Genomic DNA, 18,012 nt, shown 5'->3' on the forward strand with positions numbered 1-18,012 from the left:
TTCATCGCGAGCAAGTTGCCTGATTTGAGGTGAACTTCGGGCCGCGGGGGTTTTGACGGTGCGTAGTGTGTGCGCCATGCAAACCACCGGGAACCGAGTGACGTCTGGGGGCGTCCCTGTCCCCGGTGCAGTACGGGTGAATGCGGAAGGGGCCGCAGCCGTACTTCGGGGGGACCGGAAACCAGCCGCCTTTACCAGGCGCGCAAAGGTGCGCCTGCCCGAGGAGTAGTCGTTCGATGAGCGAGCACCGTCGCAAACCGCCGCCGCCGCAGGGAGGCGGACGTGCCGCGGCCCGACGCGGTCAGTCCGGTTCGTCCTCCGGCCGCCGTGCGGCACCGCGAGGCGCCACAGGGTCTCCGTCCGGCTCGTACGGTCCGGACGAGGAACAGCGGGCGTACGGAAGTCGCGCCGAAGCCCGGCGCGCGGCACAGCGGAACGGGGGCGGCCGTCGCAGGGCGGCCGAGCCGGGCCGCGACCGGAGAGGGGCACCCGGCGGTCCCGCAGGGCCCGGGAGGGGACGCGCCGCGGCGCCCGGCAAGAAGCGGATGATCGACTACCCGCGCCACGACAAGGACGGGTGGCACCGCTGGGTGCCGTCCTGGCGGCTCGTCTCCGGGCTGTGCATCGCCTTCATCGGCTGCCTGGTCGGTGCCGCCGGCCTTGCGTACGCCATGGTGAGCGTCCCGGTCGTCGACGATTCCGCCAAGGCGCAGAACAACGTCTACTACTGGGACGACAACACCCGGATGGTGGCCACCGGCGGTGACCGCAACCGCCAGAACGTCAATCTCTCGCAGATCCCGAAGGCGATGCGCAACGCCGTCATCTCGCAGGAGAACAAGACGTTCTACACCGACAGCGGCATCGACCCCAAGGGCATCGCCCGGGCCGTGTTCAACATGGCCAGGGGCGGTGAGACCCAGGGTGGCTCCACCATCACCCAGCAGTACGTGAAGAACGCGATGCTCAACGACCAGTCGCAGACGATCTCCCGCAAGGTCAAGGAGATCTTCGTCTCGATCAAGGTCGGTGCCGAGGAACCGAAGGACACGATCCTCGAGGGCTACCTGAACTCCGCCTACTACGGCCGCGGCTCCTACGGCGTCCAGGCAGCCGCACGGGCGTACTTCAACGTCGACGCCGTCGACCTCAACCCGGGGCAGTGCGCCTTCCTGTCGGCGGTGCTCAAGGGTGCCACCTACTACGACCCCGCGGGCTCGATCGCGATCGACCCGGCGGCCACGCCCGAGGCGAACAAGAAGCGGGCCTTCTCCCAGATGCAGGACACCCTCGACAAGATGGTGGAGTACAAGCATCTGAGCCAGGCGGAACGGGCCAAGTACACCGAACTCCCCACCACGCAGAATCCGCAGTCGAACGCGAATCTGGGTGGCCAGATCGGCTACCTCGTCAGGCTCGCCAAGGCCTCCGTGGTCCGGAGCGGCGCGGTGACGGAGCAGCAGCTGGAGAAGGGCGGCTACTCGATCTACACGACCTTCGAGAAGAAGAAGGTCGACGAGCTCGAGAAGGCGGTCAAGAAGGTCTACAAGGAGAAGATCGACCCGAAGAAGCGCCCCAAGACGGACACCCACGTCCAGTTCGGCGGTGCTTCCATCGACACCCAGACCGGGGCGATCAAGGCCATCTACGGCGGTGAGGACGCGACCAAGCACTTCACCAACAACGCCGACGTGACCGGTGCCCAGGTCGGTTCGACGTTCAAGCCGTTCGTGCTCGCGGCCGCGATGAAGTGGGGTGTGCGCGACCCGGACCTCGGTCCGGTCCAGGCCCAGGACGAGCGCACCGTCGTCTCCCCGAAGAGCCTCTACAGCGGCAAGAACGACCTCAAGATCAATAACTATGACGGGTCGATCTGGGAGAACGAGAAGGGCGAGCAGTGGCGCCAGGAGAACGACGGTCAGGACAACGTCGGTAACCCGCCGGACTACAAGATCGACCTCCGTGAGGCGATGCGGGAGTCGGTGAACTCCGCCTTCGTGCAGCTCGGCATGGACGTCGGCCTGGACAAGGTGAAGGAGTCCGCCGTGGACGCGGGGCTCCTGGAGGACAGCCTGGCCGGTTCCGGCTACCCGTCCTTCTCCATCGGTGTCTCGGACCCGAGCGCCATCCGCATGGCGGGCGCGTACGCCACCTTCGCGGACAGCGGCAAGCAGCGCGAGCCGTACTCCGTCACGAAGGTGACGAGCAAGGACGGCACGCTCTACACGCACAAGGTCAAGGAGAAGCAGGCGTTCACGGCGAAGGTCGCGGACAACGTGACGGACGTCCTGAAGACCGTCGTCGAGAAGGGAACGGGTTCCAACGCCCAGCTGCCCGGACGTGAGGTGGCCGGTAAGACCGGTACCACCGACGGCAACAAGTCCGCCTGGTTCGTCGGCTACACCCCGCAGCTGTCGACCGCGATCAGCATGTACCGCTACCCGGACGACGAGACCATCAAGGACCGTACGTTCCTGGAGATGTTCGGAACCGGTGGCGAGAAGAAGATCCACGGTGCCTCCTTCCCGTCCACGATCTGGCAGGACTACATGTCCGATGCGGTCAAGGGCATGAAGGCCGAGAAGTTCCCGAAGCCGGAGCCCATCGGCCAGGTCATCAACGACACCCCGTCGCCGACCCCCACGCCCTCCCCCTCTCCCTCTGCTTCCGAGACCGAGGAGACCAGCCCGTCGCCGTCGCCGTCGCCCAGCGACACCGCGCCCAGTCCTTCGCCTTCCGCGAGCGAGACGTGCAGTGTCTGGGACTGGAACTGCGGGAACGGGAGCAATTCCGGTAACGGCAACGGAGGCGGTGGCCCTGGCGGCGCGGAGGGAAGCCAATCGCCTTCACCGTCGGCCAGTGAGACGGTGGGAGAAGGCGACACCAACGGAAACAGCCGTGGCAACACGATCTTGGGTCCGAATGGCTAGCTAGTTCCAGAGTCGCCGAGAACGGGTGTTTCACGTGAAACACCCGCAAGTTTCACGTGAAACACGGGCCGCCGCACCCACGAGGGTGCGGCGGCCCCGGCGTGTTCCCAGGTGCGTACGGCAGGATGTGCCCCATGCCCAGTGCAGAATCGACGCCAGCGAGCGTGCACGAGCCGGACCCGGTGCGGCCGACCAGAGAGGACGCGGTCGCTGCCGCCGGCAGCGAGCTGATCGGCGGCCCGCTGGGCCGACGCGCCCTGCTCGGCTCGTCCTGGTGGACCCCCGTGCGGGTAATCGCGCTCGTGGCGATCGGCATGTTCGCCCTAGGACTCGTCCAGAAGGCACCCTGCTACAACGGTGCGTGGTTCTTCGGAGCCAGTTCCCAGTACACGCACGCGTGCTACTCGGACATCCCGCACCTCTACCAGGGCCGCGGGTTCGTCGACGGGCTCGTCCCGTACTTCGACAAGCTCCCCGGTGACATGGAGTACCTGGAGTACCCCGTCCTGACCGGCCTGTTCATGGAGGTCGCGTCCTGGCTCACGCCGGGCAGCGGGACCATCCAGGACCAGGAGCAGTGGTACTGGATGGTCAACGCCGGGATGCTCATGGTCTGCGCGGCCGTGATCTCCGTCTGCGTGACCCGCACGCACGCCCGGCGCCCCTGGGACGGTCTGCTGGTCGCCCTGGCCCCCGCCTTCGCGCTGACCGCCACGGTCAACTGGGATCTGTTGGCGGTCGCCCTGACGGCCGCCGCCGTGCTCATGTGGTCCCGTGAGCGTCCGCTGGCCTTCGGCGTGCTGCTGGGCCTGGCCACGGCTGCCAAGCTCTATCCCTTCCTGATCCTCGGCCCCCTGCTCGTCCTGTGCTGGCGGGCGGGCAAATGGCGGGCGTTCGGGACAGCGCTGGGAGGCGCGGCCGTCGCCTGGCTCGTGGTGAACCTGCCAGTGATGCTCTTCGCCTTCGACGGCTGGTCGAAGTTCTACACGTTCAGTCAGGAACGCGGCGTGGACTTCGGGTCCTTCTGGCTGATCCTGGGACAGAACTCCGCGAACCCGCTCAGCACCGAGACCGTCAACACCCTCGCCACGCTTCTCATGCTGCTGTGCTGCGGCGCCGTCGCGGCGCTCACACTGACCGCACCTAGGCGCCCGCGGTTCGCCCAGCTCGCTTTCCTGATCGTCGCGGCGTTCATCCTCACCAACAAGGTCTACTCACCGCAGTACGTGCTCTGGCTGGTGCCGCTGGCCGTGCTGGCCCGGCCGAAGTGGCGGGACTTCCTGATCTGGCAGGCGTGCGAGGTGGCCTACTTCCTCGGCATCTGGATGTACCTCGCGTACACGACCAGCGGTGACGCCCACAAGGGCCTGCCGACGGACGGCTACCACTGGGCCATCGGGCTGCACCTGCTGGGCACCCTGTTCCTCTGCGCCATGGTGGTGCGCGACATCCTGATGCCGGACCGGGACCCCGTCCGGCGGACGGGCGCCGACGACCCCTCGGGCGGTGTGCTGGACGGTGCGGAGGACGTCTTCGTCCTGGGCCCCGCGGCTCGGACGGAGCGGACCGCGGCCCACTCCGAAGGGCCACAGGTGCACTGGGGCAAGGGCCGGCAGCCGAACGGTTCGCTCTGAGTGAACGCGTGAAACGGCGCACGTGAAAGGCCGTACACGAAGGTCGGCAAGACGTCGTGTACGGCCTTCTCGCGGGTACGGCCCGTTCGCTAGCGATCGAGGATGCGGTCGAACTGCGTGGTGGTGTGCCGCAGATGGGCCACCAGCTCGTCACCCACCTTGGGCTCCGCCGCGTCCGAGGGAACGAACAGGATCGACACCTGCATGTGCGGCGGCTCCGCGAACCAGCGCTGCTTGCCGCTCCAGACGAACGGCGAGAGGTTCCGGTTGACCGTGGCGAGGCCGGCCCGGGCGACACCCTTGGCCCGCGGCATGACGCCGTGCAGCGCCTTCGGAGCCTCCAGGCCCACCCCGTGCGAGGTACCGCCCGCCACGACCACCAGGAAACCGTCCGAGGCGGCCTTCTGCTGCCGGTAGCCGAAGCGCTCGCCCTTGGCGACACGCGTGACGTCCAGGACCGCGCCGCGGTACTCGGTGGCCTCGTGGTCCCCCAGCCACAGCCGGGTGCCGATCCGGGCGCGGAAGCGGGTCTGCGGGAACTGCTGCTGGAGCCGGGCCAGTTCGTCGGCCTTGAGATGGCTCACGAACATGGTGTGCAGCGGCAGCCGGGCCGCGCGCAGCCGGTCCATCCAGCCGATGACCTCCTCGACGGCGTCCGAGCCGTCGGTACGGTCCAGCGGCAGGTGGATGGCGAAGCCCTCCAGCCGGACGTTCTCTATGGCGGCGTGCAGCTGCGGCAGGTCCTGCTCGCTGATGCCGTGCCGCTTCATCGAGGACATCACCTCGATGACCACGCGCGCGCCCACCAGGCCGTACACCCCGTCGATGGAGGACACCGAGCGCACGACGCGGTCGGGCAGCGGCACGGGTTCCTCACCGCGCCGGTACGGCGTCAGGACCAGCAGGTCACCGCCGAAGAAGTCCTTGATACGGGCGGCCTCGTAGGTGGTGCCGACGGCCAGTACGTCCGAGCCCAGCCGCGTGGCCTCCTCCGCCAGCCGCTCGTGACCGAACCCGTAGCCGTTGCCCTTGCAGACCGGGACCAGCCCGGGGAACTGCTCCTGCACGTGCTTGTGGTGCGCCCGCCAGCGCGCGGTGTCGACGTAGAGCGTGAGCGCCATGGCCGGACCTGGGACCTTTCTCGTCGTTGTCAGAGGTGCGGATCGGGGATGGGCGGTGCGGTCAGCGGCGCGACATGTAGATGTCGAGCGCCTTGTGGAGCAGCTTGTTCAGCGGGAAGTCCCACTCACCGAGGTACTCGGCCGCCTGACCGCCCGTACCCACCTTGAACTGGATCAGGCCGAAGAGGTGGTCGCTCTCGTCCAGGGAGTCGGAGATGCCACGCAGGTCGTAGACGGTGGCGCCCAGCGCGTAGGAGTCGCGGAGCATGGCCCACTGCATGGCGTTCGACGGCCTGACCTCGCGGCCGATGTTGTCGGAGGCGCCGTAGGAGTACCAGACGTGCCCGCCGACGACGAGCATGGTCGCCGCGGACAGGTTCACCCCGTTGTGCCGGGCGAAGTACAGCCGCATGCGGTTGGGGTCCTCGTTGTTGAGGGCCGCCCACATGCGCTGGAAGTACGAGAGCGGACGCGGCCGGAAGTGGTCGCGCACGGCCGTGATCTCGTACAGGCGCTGCCACTCCTCCAGGTCGTGGTAGCCGCCCTGGACGACCTCGACACCGGCCTTCTCGGCCTTCTTGATGTTGCGGCGCCACAACTGGTTGAAGTTCTTGTGGACCTCTTCCAGGGAGCGGTTGGCCAACGGCACCTGGAAGACGTAGCGGGGCTGCACGTCACCGAAGCCGGCGCCGCCGTCCTCGCCCTGCTGCCAGCCCATGCGGCGCAGCTTGTCGGCCACCTCGAAGGCGCGCGGCTCGATGTGGTCCGCCTCTATGTCCCGCAGCCGCTTGACGTCGGGGTCCTGGATGCCCTTCTTGATGGACGTCGCGTCCCAGCGCCGGATGATCACCGGCGGGCCCATCTTCACGGAGAAGGCGCCCTGCTGCTTGAGGTGCGCCAGCATCGGCTCCATCCAGTCCTGGAGGTTCGGTGCGAACCAGTTGATGACCGGGCCCTCGGGCAGGTAGGCGAGGTAACGCTTGATCTTGGGCAGCTGGCGGTAGAGGACGAGACCCACACCGACCAGCTCACCGGTCCGGTCGTCGAACCAGCCGAGGTTCTCCGAGCGCCATTCCGCCTTGACGTCCGCCCATGCCGGGACCTGCATGTGGCTCGCCGCCGGCAGACTCTGGATGTAGGCCAGATGCTGCTCGCGGCTGATGGTCCTCAGGGTCAGGCTCATTCGGGGCGCTCCTCGGGCTGGTGTGTCCCCATGGGTACAGGGGCTCCGGCTCTCGCGCGAAGCCTACTGCGCCCTGTGAGCGCCCCGTCCGGCGTACGGCTGGAAGGGGTTGCCGGCGGGCAGCCGGACGGCGGGGATCAGCCGACGAGCCCGCCGTGGTAGATGCCGAAGAACAGACCGAGTGCGGAGGCGCCGAGTCCCAGTACCAGGCCGAAGCGCTCCCGTGTCGTCACGGACACGTACTGGCCGTAGCCGCCGGTCAGGACACCGAGGAGCCCCGCCCAGGAGGTCAGTACGTGCAGTCCGCGGAAGCTCGCGGTGGCCAGGGCGAGCACGCCCAGCACCACGGTCACGGCCAGGAGGGAGTCCTGGAGGGGGTGTCGTTTGCCGTCGGTGGCCAGCAGGCCGGTCCGGGGCTTGGCGGGTCGCATGATCTGTGCCATGGAGAACCTCCTGCCGAAGGCAGTGTGTTTTAGCCCTCACATCCCTGAGTACCGATTGTGTCCCCCCGGGGCCGGATTTCAACCGCAAGGCGACAGGCGGGTACGCTGTGCCTTCCGCACCGGTGTCTGATGCCGGCCACGACCGGGCCACCTCCTCGGAGGAGGCCCGATTGTCAGTGGGTCCTGGTTTACTCGTTGATGCCGGTGCGAACGCATCGCAACCCTCCTGCCACGGAACGACCGTGGCCGCTGAGTCCAAAGGAGGTGGGTTCCACATGCGTCACTACGAGGTGATGGTCATCCTCGACCCCGATCTCGAGGAGCGCGCTGTCTCCCCGCTGATCGAGAACTTCCTCTCTGTCGTCCGTGACGGCGGCGGAAAGGTCGAGAAGGTCGACACCTGGGGTCGTCGTCGTCTCTCGTACGAGATCAAGAAGAAGCCCGAGGGCGTCTACTCGGTCATCGACCTGCAGGCCGAGCCTGCGGTCGTCAAGGAGCTCGACCGCCAGATGAACCTGAACGAGTCGGTCCTCCGGACCAAGGTCCTCCGTCCCGAGACCCACTGAGCCTCCCGCTCAGCTGATCCCGGGATTCGAGTAGCAGCAACCAAGCAGCCAGAGCAGCAAACCCGCCGAGAGGTTCCCCATGGCAGGCGAGACCGTCATCACGGTCGTCGGCAATCTTGTCGACGACCCCGAGCTGCGCTTCACCCCGTCCGGTGCGGCCGTCGCGAAGTTCCGCGTCGCGTCGACCCCCCGCACCTTCGACCGCCAGACGAACGAGTGGAAGGACGGCGAGAGCCTTTTCCTCACCTGCTCGGTCTGGCGCCAGGCGGCGGAGAACGTCGCCGAGTCGCTCCAGCGAGGCATGCGCGTCATCGTGCAGGGCCGGCTGAAGCAGCGGTCCTACGAGGACCGTGAGGGCGTCAAGCGCACGGTCTACGAGCTGGACGTCGACGAGGTCGGCGCCAGCCTGCGCAGCGCCACGGCCAAGGTCACCAAGACCTCGGGCCAGGGCCGCGGAGGCCAGGGCGGTTACGGCGGCGGTGGCGGCCAGGGTGGCGGCGGCTGGGGCGGCGGCCCCGGTGGCGGCCAGCAGGGCGGCGGCGCTCCGGCCGACGACCCCTGGGCGACCGGCACTCCTGCCGGTGGCCAGCAGGGTGGTGGCGGCCAGGGCGGCAGCGGCTGGGGCGGTGGCTCCGGCGGCGGTGGCGGCTACTCGGACGAGCCCCCCTTCTAAGCGGGCGGGCTCTACCCACACTTCTTGATCACACAGGAGAAACACCATGGCTAAGCCGCCTGTGCGCAAGCCGAAGAAGAAGGTCTGCGCGTTCTGCAAGGACAAGGTCACGTACGTGGACTACAAGGACACGAACATGCTGCGGAAGTTCATTTCCGACCGCGGCAAGATCCGTGCCCGCCGCGTGACCGGCAACTGCACCCAGCACCAGCGTGACGTCGCCACGGCCGTGAAGAACAGCCGTGAGATGGCGCTGCTGCCCTACACCTCCACTGCGCGATAAGGGAAGGGTGACCGAAACATGAAGATCATCCTCACCCACGAGGTCACCGGTCTCGGTGCCGCGGGCGACGTCGTCGACGTCAAGGACGGTTACGCTCGCAACTACCTGATCCCGCGGAAGTTCGCGATCCGCTGGACCAAGGGTGGCGAGAAGGACGTCGAGCAGATCCGTCGTGCTCGCAAGATCCACGAGATCCAGACCATCGAGCAGGCCAACCAGGTGAAGGCCAAGCTCGAGGGTGTGAAGGTCCGTCTGGCCGTCCGCTCCGGCGACGCCGGTCGTCTCTTCGGCTCTGTCACCCCGGCCGACGTCGCTTCGGCGATCAAGGCCGCCGGTGGCCCCGAGGTCGACAAGCGCCGCATCGAGCTGGGCTCGCCGATCAAGACCCTGGGCGCCCACGAGACGTCCGTGCGTCTGCACCCCGAGGTTGACGCCAAGGTCAGCATCGAGGTCGTCGCTGCCTGAGCACTGCTCTCGCTGAAGCGATGAGAGGGGCCGCATCTCCCGTCGGGGATGCGGCCCCTCTTCGTGACCGTGTGCGTAGCCATGTTTCCCGTGGAACGCCGCGTTTCACCGTTTCACGTGAAACGGTCAGCGCGTCGCGCCCGTGACGACCCAGCGACCCGATCGGGTACGCAGCCACAGGGTCACCAGACGCATTGCCATCATCAGTGTCATGGCCCCCCACAGGGCGGTGAGCCCACCGCCGAGCTTGGGGACGAGAAGCGCCGCGGGGATGAAGACCGCCAGGGTCAGCAGCATGGCCCAGGCAAGGTAGGGCCCATCACCCGCACCCATGAGGACACCGTCCAGGACGTAGACCACGCCGCATATCGGCTGTGCGACGGCCACGATCACCAGTGCGGGCAGCGCAGCGTCCTTGACTGTGGAGTCTCCGGTGAACAGGGGCAGGAACGCCGGCCGGGACAGCACCACGAGCAGACCCAGCACGACCCCGACAGCGACCCCCCACTCCACCATCCTGCGACAGGCCTCGCGAGCCCCCTGGGCGTCGTCCGCGCCCAGATAGCGCCCGATGATGGCCTGCCCGGCGATGGCGATGGCGTCGAGAGCGAAGGCGAGCAGGCTCCACAGGGACAGGACGATCTGATGGGCGGCGATGTCGGCGTCTCCGAGTCGGGCCGCCACGGCCGTCGCGATCATGAGAATGGCGCGCAGGGAGAGCGTACGCACCAGCAGCGGCATCCCGGCCTGGGCGGAGGCCCTGATCCCGGCCGGGTCCGGGCGCAGGGAGGCCCCGTGGCGTCGGGCTCCGCGGATGACCACCCACAGATAGACCGCGGCCATTCCGCACTGAGCGATGACGGTGCCCCAGGCGGAGCCGGCGATGCCGAGTCCGGCGCCGTAGACCAGCGCGACATTGAGGACGGCGTTGGCGAGGAAACCGGCCACGGCCACGTAGAGGGGAGTCCGGGTGTTCTGCAGTCCCCTCAGTACACCGGTCGAGGCGAGTACGACGAGCATGGCGGGGATGCCGAGGGCGGAGATCCGCAGATAGGTGGTGGCGTAGGGAGCCGCGGTGTCGGAGGCGCCGAAGAGTTCCACGAGAGGCGGCGCCGTGGGCAGAACGACCGCTATGACGGCGGCGCCGAGCAGCAGTGCGAGCCAGATGCCGTCCATCCCCTGACGGATCGCTGCTTGCAGATCGCCCGCGCCGACGCGACGGGAGACGGCCGCGGTGGTGGCGTAGGCGAGGAAGACGAACACACTGACGGCCGTGGTGAGCAGGGCCGAGGCGATGCCGAGCCCCGCGAGCTGAGCGGTCCCGAGGTGGCCGACGATGGCACTGTCGGCCAGGACAAAGAGAGGCTCGGCGACGAGCGCGCCGAAGGCCGGGACTGCCAGCGCGACGATCTCGCGGTCGTGTCGTCGCCGGACGGTTCGGGTGCGCGCGGGGGCCTGTGTCATGAGCACCAATCTAATCGTCCACAGGTAAGAGATGCAAAGCTTTGCTGACCCTTACGATTGCTCTCGCGCCGTGTACTTCCGGGCACGGGTCGAAGTGATCTTGGTCCGACCGGGAAAGTTTTTCTTCTGCACAGGCGGTGGATGGCAAAGGCGCAGTTCAGAGGGGTCTCGCCAAGAGGGCTAGGGGCTTGTTCACAGGCCTGTCCACCGGGTCGTGCACAGGTTTGGCGGAGTTCTCCACAGCATCTGGCCGGTCGTCCACATGGCCTGTGGATAACCAGATTGGCTGACGGTGCCCGCGGGCCTACGGTTATCCGGCGCCTGCTCCGTCCGTCGGCAGATGAACCGTCACAAAACCGACGCGCCAGAACCGGAGTTGGGCGTCTTATTTGTCAGTGCCGTGCCGTAGAAATGAGGGGCACGGCGAGGTCCGCACAGCGGACGGGAGGAGGTGGCTCGGTGAGCATTTCCGAGCCCTTGGACGACCCGTGGGCCGACAGCGGCCCCAGCGATCGTCTGCCTGCTTCCCGCCGCCGCAGCGAGGGCGGCCGCGGCCGGGACGATCAGCACGAGCGCGGCCCGGACAGCGGGTGGGACGGCGGAGGCGCGGCGTTCGAGCGGGTGCCGCCGCAGGATCTGGACGCCGAGCAGTCCGTCCTCGGCGGCATGCTCCTGTCCAAGGACGCCATCGCCGACGTCGTCGAGATCCTCAAGGGCCACGACTTCTACAAGCCGGCCCACGAGACGGTCTACCAGGCCATCCTCGACGTCTACGCCAAGGGCGAGCCCGCCGACCCGATCACGATCGCCGCCGAGCTCACCAAGCGCGGGGAGATCAACAAGGTCGGCGGCGCCTCGTATCTGCACACCCTCGTCCAGACCGTACCGACGGCCGCGAACGCCGCGTACTACGCGGAGATCGTGCACGAGCGGGCGGTCCTGCGCCGGCTGGTGGAGGCCGGCACCCGGATCACCCAGATGGGATACGCGGCCGACGACGACGTCGACGAGATCGTCAACCGTGCCCAGGCCGAGATCTACGCCGTCACCGAGCAGCGCACCAGCGAGGACTATCTGCCGCTCGGCGACATCATGGAGGGCGCGCTCGACGAGATCGAGGCGATCGGGTCGCGCAGCGGCGAGATGACCGGTGTGCCAACGGGTTTCACGGACTTCGATTCGCTGACCAACGGCCTGCACCCCGGGCAGATGATCGTCATCGCCGCACGTCCCGCGATGGGCAAGTCGACCCTCGCGCTGGACTTCGCGCGGGCCGCCTCGATCAAGAACAACCTGCCGAGCGTCATCTTCTCCCTGGAGATGGGACGCAATGAGATCGCGATGCGACTGCTGTCCGCCGAGGCCCGCGTCGCGCTGCACCACATGCGGTCGGGCACGATGACGGACGACGACTGGACCCGGCTGGCGCGCCGGATGCCGGACGTGTCGGCCGCCCCGCTCTACATCGACGACTCCCCGAACCTGTCGATGATGGAGATCCGCGCCAAGTGCCGTCGCCTCAAGCAGCGCAACGACCTCAAGCTGGTCGTCATCGACTACCTCCAGCTGATGCAGTCCGGCGGTTCGAAGCGTTCCGAGAGCCGGCAGCAGGAGGTCTCGGACATGTCCCGTAACCTCAAGCTCCTGGCGAAGGAGCTGGAGATCCCGGTCATCGCGCTCTCCCAGCTGAACCGTGGTCCCGAGCAGCGCACCGACAAGAAGCCCATGGTCTCCGACCTGCGTGAGTCCGGTTCGATCGAGCAGGACGCGGACATGGTCATCCTGCTGCACCGGGAGGACGCCTACGAGAAGGAGTCGCCGCGCGCGGGCGAGGCGGACCTGATCGTAGCCAAGCACCGTAACGGCCCGACGGCGACCATCACGGTCGCCTTCCAGGGCCACTATTCGCGCTTCGTGGACATGGCCCAGACCTGAGAGCCGGTCATGTAGGGTCTCAGATTTCGTGTCGGAATCTCACGGTCGATGTCGGATGGAAGTCGGATCCGACACCGAGCTGAGATTCGCAGGTCGCTGCTGTACCTCATTCGAGTGAAAGCGTTGCTGGTGTGCTCCCGTCGGCATCTTGGGCGGGAGCATCGTGCTGCCAGGGGCAACTCCAACTCGGGAGTGGGGATGGAAGCGACGGTCAGCTTTCGTGGGCACGGTGGCGGGGTTGAAGAGTGTTCCTGGGCGTCTGTGGCACCGGCGTTGCTGCAGACGGCTCATCCGTGGCGGACGTTCCGCTGGTACAGGGACCAGAAGCACTACTCGGGCACCTACTGGTCGGCGACGATGCGCGACCACGTGATCTACGAGTCACGACTTGAGCTGTCGCGTTTGCTCTTCGCCGATTTTGATCCGTCCGTACGCGCCATCGTGGCCCAGCCCTTTCTGCTGCAGACGGTGGTGGAGGGGAGGATGCGTCGGCACATTCCGGACTATCTCCTTCTCACCGGACAGGTGCCGGTGGTGGTCGACGTCAAGCCGTTGCAGCGGTTGTCCAAGCCGGAGGTGGCGTTCACCTTCGACTGGACCCGGAGGGCGGTGGAATCGCGGGGATGGAAGTACGAGGTCTGGAGCGAGCCTCCGGCCGCAGAGCTGGAGAACATCCGGTTCCTCGCGGGTTACCGCAGGGATTGGCTGTTCAGCCCCGAGATTCTGGAAGAGCTGCGTGATGCGGATGTCGATGGGCTTGTTCTAGGGCAGGCCATGGAGTGTCTGCCGGATCGTCCAGAGCCTCAAGTCCGTGCTGCGATCCACCATTTGCTCTGGACGCAGGTCTTCTTAACTGATCTCGACCGGCCGCTCGGCCCTTCGCACGTCCTGAGGAGGGCAGCGTGAGTAGGGCGGCCGCTCGCGTCGGTGTTGGTACGCGCTTCCGCTATGACGGGGAATCCGTCGAGGTGGTGGAGATGGCTGCGACCACAGCGGGCAACGAAGTGGTCTTGAAGGACGACCATGGGCGGCTTCTGAGGCTGTCGCTCAAGGAACTGCTGTTCTCCGACCGCGCTGCGATCAGTCCTGATGGCCCAGGACCGTCCGCAGATGACGAAGGCGAGATCGCCTCCGTGGTCCTCGGACAGCTCGATACGGAGGAGAAGCAGAAGGTCCTGGAGCGAGCTGGGCATGTCCGTGAGGTGCTGACCGGTTATCGCTCCGGCAGCGGGGAGCTGGCGGCTGACGACGAGCCGAGGGTCAGCTACGACGTGGCAGTGCCGATGGAGGCGAGGAAGGCAGCCAAGGCGGCGGAACTTGGCGTGACGACCCGCACCATTGAGCGCTGGGTCGCTGGATTTCTCCAGCATGGCGAGGCCGGGCTTGCACCAAGGAGGACGCGGTCGGAGCGGTCGCAGACCTCGGTCGATGATCGGTGGGTGGAGACCGCGGTGGAGGTGATGGTCGAGCACACCGATCAGTCGCGGCCGTCGCGGACTGTGGTGATCGAGCGGACCCGGGCTCGGGTGATTGCGCGGTTCGGTGAGGGGGTGGTGGCGCAGCCGAGTCGGGCGACGGCGTTTCGGCTGCTGGAGGAGCTGGAGCGACGACATCCGCTGTTCCGGCTGAGTACGAAGCGCAACCGGGATATTGCCGGTCGGCCGGAGGGGCAGTATGGCAAGTTGCGGCCGACGCGGCCGGGCGAGTACCTGCTGATGGACTCCACCCGCCTGGACGTCTTCGCGTTCGACCCGCTGACGCTCAAGTGGGTTCAGGCCGAATTGAGTGTCGGGATGGACTGGTACACCCGTTGCGTCACGGGGATCCGGCTGACGCCGGTATCGACAAAGGCAGTGGATGTCAGCGCGGTGCTTTTCCAGTCGTTTCGGCCGAGGCCGGCGGGGCGGGACTGGCCGCGGCACGCCGTCTGGCCCGAGCACGGCATCCCCCGCACCGTCCTGGTCGACGTCGAGGGCGCTACCGGGCCGGGCTTGGCCTCGCCTCCTTTGGTCCCCGAGACGCTGGTCGTCGACCACGGCAAGGTCTATGTCTCGGAGCATCTGACCAGCGTCTGCCGCCGGATGGGCATCTCCATCCAGCCGGCCCGGCTGCGGACGGGCCGCGACAAGGGGCCGGTTGAGCGCTATTTCCGGACCCTGCGGGAGGGGCTGCTGCAGGTGCTGCCCGGCTACAAGGGGCCCGACATCCACTCGCGGGGCGAGAACCCGGAGGACGACGCGTTCTTCTTCCTCGACGAGCTTGAGGCAATCATCCGGGAGTGGACCGCGGCGGTCTATCACTGCAGGCAGCACTCCAGCCTGGTCGATCCAGGCCTGCCGGGACTGCGGATGTCCCCGGCGAAGATGTTCGAGCACGGCATGGCGCGGGCGGGCTACATCGAAGCACCCCGCGACCGGGACCTGGCCTTTGAGTTCCTGCAGACGAAGTGGCGCACGGTCCAGCACTACGGGGTCGAGATCGGCCGCCGCCGCTACAGCGGCCCCGGCCTGCCCGAGCCGGGCATCCGCAGCCCCTACGACAGTCCGGTCAAGAACGGCTGGCCGTTCCAAGTGGACCCCGACGACATCACCAAGATCTACTTCCGCAACCCCACAACCCGCGAATGGCACACCCTGACCTGGGAGCACGCACCATCGACCGAAATGCCGTTAAGTGAGGACGCGTTGGCATTCGCCCGGCAGCTGGCTGCCTCGAAGTATCGCTTTCCCGACGACCGGCTCGCTGTCGCCGACTTGCTTCAGCGGTGGAACCTCGGACTGGGCACCACGATCGCCGAGCGGCGCATGGCCCTGCGGCTCTCGCGCGAGCAGGCCGCCATCGAGCTTCCGGAGAGTGAGGCGGAGACCGTCGTCTCGCTTCCGTCCGTACGCAAGGCCCTTGGCCAGGACAAGGAGGCCACGGAACCGCGGGAGCCCGACGTGGTGACGGAGACGGGGGACGACGACGAGGCCGATCTGGAGGACCTCGCCGAAGAGAACGACTTCTACGCCGATGCTCTGGAGGACGTGTGAGCGAGAAACGTGTTCCGGAGCCGGACAGTCTCGCCCTGTCGCGGAAAGAGGACTTCAAGGCATTCGCCGAGAGCCCCCGCCGCAGTCGGCCCGATCTGCTGACCCGCAAGGAGCTGAAGTCCCTGGCCACGCAGGCGCGGGCGGACTACGACCGGCAGCGCAGGAAGTGGCACGCGAACATCGGCCCGGTCAAGACGCCGCAACTGGCTGAGCTCCACGAGGACTTGTGGGACATCGTCGACAGCAACGAGCAGGACGGTGACAAGGCCAAGGGGGCGGTGGCCGTCGACGCATTCCCGGGGCTGGGCAAGACGACCTCGGTGCTGGCCTTCGCCCGCGACTTCCACCAGCGCGAGATCGAGGAGTCGGGCCCGTTCACGAGCCAGGGACACGAGCGGATCCCCGTCTGCCGGGTCGGGCTGACCGGGAACACCGGGATGAAAGATCTCAACCGAGCCATGCTGGAGTTCTTCGGCCACCCCGGGCAGGGGCGGGGCACCACCGCCCAGTTCGGACGGCGGGTGCTGGACTGTGTGTTGTCCTGCGAAGTCCGCCTGGTGGTTCTGGACGATCTGCACTTTTTGAAGTGGGGGCAGAAGAGCGGCATCGAGGTGAGTAATCACCTGAAGTGGATCGCCAACGAGTTCCCGGTGACGTTGCTGATGGTGGGGGTCGAACTCGCGGAGAAGGGCCTGTTCGGTGAGGGAACGAACGGGCGCGACACAGCCCTGGCCCAGACCGGCCGCCGCACCACCCGCCTGGGGCTGCGTCCGTTCACCATCGATACGGAGGCCGGGCGCCGGGAGTGGCGGCAGATGCTGCTGGCCCTTGAACAGCGTGTCGTGCTCACCGACAAGCACCCCGGCATGCTCGCGGACGACCTGTCGGACTACCTCTTTGCCCGCAGCACCGGACACATCGGCTCGCTGATGACGCTGATCAACCGGGGCTGCCAGCGGGCGGTCCGCACCGGTGCCGAGCGTCTGGACCAGGAGCTGATGGACCGGGTGAAGAACGACGAGGCGTCCGAGGCGGCCCGCCTCGAACTCCAGGCGGCGTTGGAGAAGCGGCGGCTGACCAGCCGCCCGCGATCCCGGAGCCGACGAGCCGCATGAGAGAGCTGGCCCGCACCCTGCCGATCCGGCTGCCTCCACTACCTGGTGAGGCCCTGGACTCCTGGCTGGAGGCAACGGCTCGCCGGATGGACACCACACTCGGTGATGTTCTGCTGCACTGCGGCTTCCCCGTCCGTCAGCGGGCCGGAAACCAATTCCGGGGCATCCCGACGGACTGGACGATCTTCCTTGACGAGCGGTTGACCGCAGCCGTCGCGCACGCCTCCGGCACGGCCCCGGAGGCGGTCACTGCCATGACGCTGGCGCACTACGACGGACGGGCCCTGCAGATGAGCAGCGGAGGCCGGGCCGTGTCGCGGCATGTCCTTTGGGGCCGCGGACGGGGATCCCGGTTCTGCCCGGACTGCCTGCGCTCCAGCGGTGGGCGCTGGCAGTTGTCCTGGCGGCTCGGATTCTCCTTCGCATGCACCCGGCACCGCCGCCTGCTGGCGGACCGCTGCCCGCACTGCGGGCAGGTTCCGCGCCAGCGACCCCGTTCCGGGCGGTCCGTTCCCCGGCCTGAACTCTGCGGCAATCCACCGATCCGCCCCGGCGGTCTGATCTCGGCGGGCTGCGGCACGGATCTGACCCATGCTCCAACGCTTCCCCTGCCTGCTGGCCACCCTGTCCTTGCGGCGCAGGACCGGGTGATGGAGATCATCGAAACGCAGACGGCGGCCTTCGTCCTTACCGGACTGCCCCGCAACGGGCACCAGCGGTGCTGGCCGACATCCGGGCCCTGGGCATCCGTGTCCTGAGCGATCTTCCCGCCGCCGCCCTGCGGGAACAGATGCCGGCCGACATCGCAGAAGCGCACCTCGCCACCGATCCGGTCGCCCCGCACCTCGAACGGGCGGCGGACCGCCCGGGGTTCATAGCCCCACCGCGAGCCGCGGACACCGCAGTTGCGGTCACCATGGCCCTGGGCATCCTTCAACAGCCGGGAATCCATCCGGCTGGCGAGGCCCTGCGGGGCCTGCTGGAAGCAGTACGCGAGGAACTCACGCAGATCTCGGTCACGAGCATCGACGACTGGGGCCGGGGCATCAGCCCGGTGCTGCAGTCCGTGCACCTAGGGCCTGTTGCGAAAGTGGATCTTGTTCGTTGATGATCACGTCCTGTGAGACGTGGGGATCTGACGAATGGCCAGTGGGCCCGGCTTGAGCCT

The 18,012-nt window shown here is 67.5% G+C and carries 16 protein-coding genes; 12 read left to right on the forward strand and 4 right to left on the reverse strand.

The genetic code is table 11. The features are described 5' to 3' along the window. The first annotated feature begins 545 nt into the window (after nucleotides 1–545). Complete coding sequence (locus tag IE94_RS0109145; protein ID WP_030180837.1) at nucleotides 546–2,930, forward strand: transglycosylase domain-containing protein; 2,385 nt, start codon at nucleotides 546–548, stop codon at nucleotides 2,928–2,930. A gap of 125 nt (nucleotides 2,931–3,055) precedes the next feature. Continuing rightward, nucleotides 3,056–4,564, forward strand: coding sequence for a glycosyltransferase family 87 protein (locus IE94_RS0109150; protein WP_030180840.1), 1,509 nt, complete (start codon nucleotides 3,056–3,058; stop codon nucleotides 4,562–4,564). Between the two features lie 89 nt (nucleotides 4,565–4,653). Here IE94_RS0109150 and IE94_RS0109155 read toward each other — a convergent pair whose 3' ends face one another. From IE94_RS0109155 to IE94_RS0109165, 3 genes are all read right to left on the reverse strand, one after another. Further along, entirely contained in the window at nucleotides 4,654–5,685 is a 1,032-nt protein-coding gene (locus IE94_RS0109155) for an alanine racemase (RefSeq protein ID WP_030180845.1), read from the reverse strand. 61 nt (nucleotides 5,686–5,746) lie between these two features. Next, nucleotides 5,747–6,868, reverse strand: coding sequence for a peptidoglycan bridge formation glycyltransferase FemX (gene femX / locus IE94_RS0109160; protein ID WP_003975027.1), 1,122 nt, complete (start codon nucleotides 6,866–6,868; stop codon nucleotides 5,747–5,749). 137 nt (nucleotides 6,869–7,005) lie between these two features. After that, nucleotides 7,006–7,311 (reverse strand): hypothetical protein, encoded by a 306-nt coding sequence (locus IE94_RS0109165; RefSeq protein ID WP_030180850.1) that lies wholly within the window; start codon nucleotides 7,309–7,311, stop codon nucleotides 7,006–7,008. A gap of 275 nt (nucleotides 7,312–7,586) precedes the next feature. Here IE94_RS0109165 and rpsF point away from each other — a divergent pair, with 275 nt between their 5' ends. The 4 genes from rpsF to rplI all read left to right on the forward strand — a co-directional run bounded on the left by rpsF (nucleotide 7,587) and on the right by rplI (nucleotide 9,298). Next, entirely contained in the window at nucleotides 7,587–7,877 is a 291-nt protein-coding gene (rpsF, locus tag IE94_RS0109170) for a 30S ribosomal protein S6 (protein ID WP_030180853.1), read from the forward strand. A gap of 79 nt (nucleotides 7,878–7,956) precedes the next feature. After that, complete coding sequence (locus IE94_RS0109175) at nucleotides 7,957–8,550, forward strand: single-stranded DNA-binding protein (protein WP_030180856.1); 594 nt, start codon at nucleotides 7,957–7,959, stop codon at nucleotides 8,548–8,550. 46 nt (nucleotides 8,551–8,596) lie between these two features. Next, the gene (gene rpsR / locus IE94_RS0109180) at nucleotides 8,597–8,833 is read left to right on the forward strand and encodes a 30S ribosomal protein S18 (protein WP_003949403.1); all 237 of its coding nucleotides are present in this window, start codon (nucleotides 8,597–8,599) and stop codon (nucleotides 8,831–8,833) included. An 18-nt stretch (nucleotides 8,834–8,851) separates the two neighbouring features. Continuing rightward, complete coding sequence (rplI, locus tag IE94_RS0109185) at nucleotides 8,852–9,298, forward strand: 50S ribosomal protein L9 (protein ID WP_030180859.1); 447 nt, start codon at nucleotides 8,852–8,854, stop codon at nucleotides 9,296–9,298. A 126-nt stretch (nucleotides 9,299–9,424) separates the two neighbouring features. On the opposite strand, the gene IE94_RS0109190 is transcribed toward rplI, so the two are convergent. Beyond that, complete coding sequence (locus IE94_RS0109190) at nucleotides 9,425–10,762, reverse strand: MATE family efflux transporter (protein WP_030180861.1); 1,338 nt, start codon at nucleotides 10,760–10,762, stop codon at nucleotides 9,425–9,427. A gap of 459 nt (nucleotides 10,763–11,221) precedes the next feature. On the opposite strand from IE94_RS0109190, the gene dnaB reads away from it, so the two are divergent. The 6 genes from dnaB to IE94_RS40935 all read left to right on the forward strand — a co-directional run bounded on the left by dnaB (nucleotide 11,222) and on the right by IE94_RS40935 (nucleotide 17,952). Then, nucleotides 11,222–12,697 carry a replicative DNA helicase gene (dnaB, locus tag IE94_RS0109195; RefSeq protein WP_030180863.1) on the forward strand — a complete coding sequence of 492 codons (1,476 nt, stop codon included), beginning with the start codon at nucleotides 11,222–11,224 and terminating at the stop codon, nucleotides 12,695–12,697. A gap of 198 nt (nucleotides 12,698–12,895) precedes the next feature. Next, a complete protein-coding gene (locus IE94_RS0109200) occupies nucleotides 12,896–13,603 on the forward strand; it encodes a TnsA-like heteromeric transposase endonuclease subunit (RefSeq protein WP_051777373.1) in 708 nt (235 codons plus the stop codon). Beyond that, complete coding sequence (locus tag IE94_RS0109205; protein WP_030180866.1) at nucleotides 13,600–15,729, forward strand: helix-turn-helix domain-containing protein; 2,130 nt, start codon at nucleotides 13,600–13,602, stop codon at nucleotides 15,727–15,729. The genes IE94_RS0109200 and IE94_RS0109205 overlap by 4 nt, the downstream gene beginning before the upstream one ends. Next, nucleotides 15,726–16,844: an AAA family ATPase gene (locus IE94_RS0109210; RefSeq protein ID WP_030180869.1), complete on the forward strand. Its 1,119-nt coding sequence runs from the start codon at nucleotides 15,726–15,728 to the stop codon at nucleotides 16,842–16,844. The genes IE94_RS0109205 and IE94_RS0109210 overlap by 4 nt, the downstream gene beginning before the upstream one ends. Then, nucleotides 16,841–17,602: a TniQ family protein gene (locus tag IE94_RS35330; protein ID WP_245235206.1), complete on the forward strand. Its 762-nt coding sequence runs from the start codon at nucleotides 16,841–16,843 to the stop codon at nucleotides 17,600–17,602. The genes IE94_RS0109210 and IE94_RS35330 overlap by 4 nt, the downstream gene beginning before the upstream one ends. Next, the gene (locus IE94_RS40935) at nucleotides 17,563–17,952 is read left to right on the forward strand and encodes a hypothetical protein (RefSeq protein ID WP_245235207.1); all 390 of its coding nucleotides are present in this window, start codon (nucleotides 17,563–17,565) and stop codon (nucleotides 17,950–17,952) included. Before IE94_RS35330 ends, IE94_RS40935 begins: the two co-directional genes overlap by 40 nt. Nucleotides 17,953–18,012 lie beyond the last annotated feature (60 nt).

The sequence above is a fragment of the Streptomyces violaceorubidus genome, from assembly GCF_000717995.1.
Taxonomy (GTDB): domain Bacteria; phylum Actinomycetota; class Actinomycetes; order Streptomycetales; family Streptomycetaceae; genus Streptomyces; species Streptomyces violaceorubidus.